The 3,134-nt window shown below is 60.9% G+C and carries 1 protein-coding gene and 1 pseudogene; one reads left to right on the top strand and one right to left on the bottom strand.

Annotation, left to right across the window (positions count from 1 at the left end; translation table 11 throughout):
• Positions 1–118 precede the first annotated feature (118 nt).
• On the bottom strand, positions 119–2,101 hold the full coding sequence (locus ACLP2E_RS21435; RefSeq protein WP_442467069.1) for an acyl CoA:acetate/3-ketoacid CoA transferase: 1,983 nt from the start codon (positions 2,099–2,101) through the stop codon (positions 119–121).
• Positions 2,102–2,643: 542 nt separating this feature from the next.
• On the opposite strand from ACLP2E_RS21435, the pseudogene ACLP2E_RS21440 reads away from it, so the two are divergent.
• Positions 2,644–3,134, top strand: a pseudogene (locus ACLP2E_RS21440) (nucleotide sugar dehydrogenase); the annotation flags it as partial.

Here is a 3,134-nt window from a genome sequence, read left to right on the forward strand (position 1 = left end):
GAACTTCCGCTTCCGCATTCATGCCCGCAATCCGTCGCTTCTCGTGAATCAAGGGTCCAGATAAGCCGACTAGCGCCGCTGGCTCAACCCGGTCGAACAGCCTAGAACACGAGGCCGCTCACGACTGGGCCGCCTCCTCCGCGCTTTCGTAAATATGAGGCGCGACGCCGCGCCTGCTCAGCGCCGCGCCGAGTTTTACGCGCAAAAAACCGCTGGTGGTGTAGCGGGTGACGTCGGAATAGTGGGTGTCCATCAGCCTTCGCACCATGTCGGAATACTCGTCCAGCAATTCCGGCGCGATGGTGAATTTGTCGTAATTGACCACCGCCTTGACCTTGTGTCCGAGTGGGCCGAGCCGCGATTCCACCAAAGCCCTGATCTTTTCGATATCGGCGACGGTGCGCACCGAATAGCGCTCCAGATTGACGAAGAACACGCCCTTTTTCGCATCCCAGGTGAATCTTTGTTCCAGCGGCAGGCTGAGCAGGTCGTCGCGCAGCCCCATAGGCTTGTCGAGGAAAATCCGCGCGTCCATCAACGCCGGGTCGCGGTCGATGATCGGCTTGAAATCCATCTGCGCCAGAATATCGCGCTCGACATCGACGCCGGGGGCGATTTCAATCAATTCGACGCCGTTTTCGCGCAGGGCGAAGACGCAGCGCTCGGTGACATAAAGCACGGGCTGGCGCCGCGCAAAGGCGAATTCGCCGGAAAAGGTGCGGTGTTCGACCTCCTCCACGAATTTACGCGCCCTGCCTTCCGTCACGATTGACAGCTTGCCGTCGTTCAGCGCCACTTCCAGATTGCCGGCGGTGAAAGTGCCGACGAAAACCACCTCCTTGGCGTTCTGGCTGATGTTGATGAAGCCGCCTGCGCCGGCCAGGCGCGGGCCGAATTTCGAAACGTTGAGATTGCCGTGCCGGTCGGCCTGCGCCAGCCCGAGAATGGCGAGATCGAGACCGCCGCCGTCGTAAAAGTCGAACTGATAGGGTTGGTCGATCACCGCCTGGGTATTGATCGCCGCGCCGAAATTCGCGCCGCTGGCCGGAATGCCGCTGATCACGCCGGGCTCGGCGGTCATGGTGATCAGATCGATGATCTTTTCCTCATTGCCGACGGAGGAGACGCCTTCCGGCATGCCGATGCCGAGATTGATGACGCTGTTGGCCTGGAGTTCCAAAGCCGCGCGTCGGGCGATGATCTTGCGTTCGCACATCGGCATCACCGGCAAAGCGCCCGCGCGAACCCGGATTTCCGCGCTATAGCCGGGATTGTATTGCGTAGCGAAGGTTTGCCAGTGGTTTTCCGGTTTCGCCACGACGACGCAATCGACGAAAATGCCGGGTATTTTCACCTGGCGCGGGTTGAGGCTGCCGCTGTCGGCGACCCGCTCGACCTGGGCGATGACAATACCGCCGGAATTGCGCGCCGCCATGGCGATGGCCAGCGATTCCAGGGTCAGCGCCTCTTTCTCCATGGTCAAGTTGCCGTCGGCGTCGCCGGTGGTGGCGCGAATGATGCCGACGTCGATCGGGAAGGCGCGATAGAATAGATATTCCTTTCCGTCGATCATCATCAGTTGCACGAGATCCTCGGTGGTCCGCTCGTTGAGCTTGCCGCCGCCGTTGCGCGGATCGACGAAAGTGCCCAATCCGACGGCGCTGATATGGCCGGGCCGGTGGGCGGCGATGTCGCGGAACAGGTGCGAGATCACGCCCTGCGGCAAATTATAGGCCTCGACCTGGTTCGAGGTCGCGAGGCTCTGCAGTTTCGGCGCGAGGCCCCAATGGCCGCCGATGATTTTCTTGACCAGGCCTTCATGGGCGAAATGGTTGAGGCCGCGTTCCTTGCCGTCGCCCTGCCCCGCCGCGTAAACCAGTGTCAGGTCGCGCGGCGACCCGTTCAGTTCGGGCTCGTCATCGCTGTATTTGAGAAAACGCGCTTCCAGCGCCATGGCGATTTCCTCGGCAAAGCCGATGCCGACGAAGCCGCCCGTGGCGATGGTGTCGCCATCCTGGATCAGCCTGACCGCGTCCGCGGCCGAAACGATCTTGCCCAGTTCGGAAGTCTTGAGATAAGGCAGCGCGGGATGGTTGGGCATGTGTCTCCCCTTGCGAAAATGAACAACGGCCGTAGCGCCTGACCGAAAGCGCGGATCATTTCGAAAACGGTCGCGACTGGCGCGGGCGCGGGACCGCCTTAACCGCGGTCCGCAAACGGCAGGCGATTGGGCTCATGGGAAGACGGCCAGCGCGCCGACGAGCGTATATCGGACGATAACGAAGATCATCATTCCCTCCTTCGCTCCCGTTCTTTTGACGACAGGATGCGCTTTCGGCGATTTGAGCACGACCGGGCGACAGGCGGAAGGCGTTTTCTCGGCTCTTGGCCAAATTTACCGGCAAACCGCCGGGGCCGCCGCGCAGGGGAGGATTTTATGCCGCTGCGAAAAAACGCGGGGCTTGTGTCGAGCGGCGGTTCAATTTATGTCCTGCGAAGCTTAGCTACTGAAATTTCGGATTTTTTAGGAATTTCCAGACTAGGGATGGATGCTGCGCTCCCGCCGCCCGCCAATCGGCCTTGTCAGGATTGAGCCAGAAAACGCTGAAACAACGGTCTGATCCAACCCGATGCGAGCTGTCGATGAAAATTGCAATCTACGGTTTGGGCTACGTCGGTCTCACCGCGGCCGCCTGTCTGACGTCCGAGGGACATTCGGTGCTCGGCGTCGACATCAGCGAGCACAAGGTCAAGGAAGCCAATTCCGGCAGGTCGCCGATCCAGGAACCCGGGCTTGAAGACCTGCTTGCCAAGGCGGTCGCGGGCGGCCTGCTGCATTGCGCCACCGATGGTTCGCGCCAACTCGGTGAATGCGATATGGCCATCGTCTGCGTCGGCACGCCGAGCGGCGTCGATGGCTCGCACAACATGACCTATATCGCCGAAGTATCTCGGCAGATCGCCGCCTCCGTCGATCCCCGGCGCGAAGTTCCGCTGACCGTGGTCTATCGCTCGACGATCCGTCCCGGCACGATCGAAGAACTGATCCGGCCAATTTTCGAGTCTACGCTCGGCAAGGATTTCCGCAGTATCGAACTGGTCTACAATCCCGAGTTCCTGCGCGAAGCCTATGC

The organism is Rhodoblastus sp., from assembly GCF_052145335.1.
In the GTDB taxonomy this organism is placed as follows: Bacteria; Pseudomonadota; Alphaproteobacteria; order Rhizobiales; family Beijerinckiaceae; genus Rhodoblastus.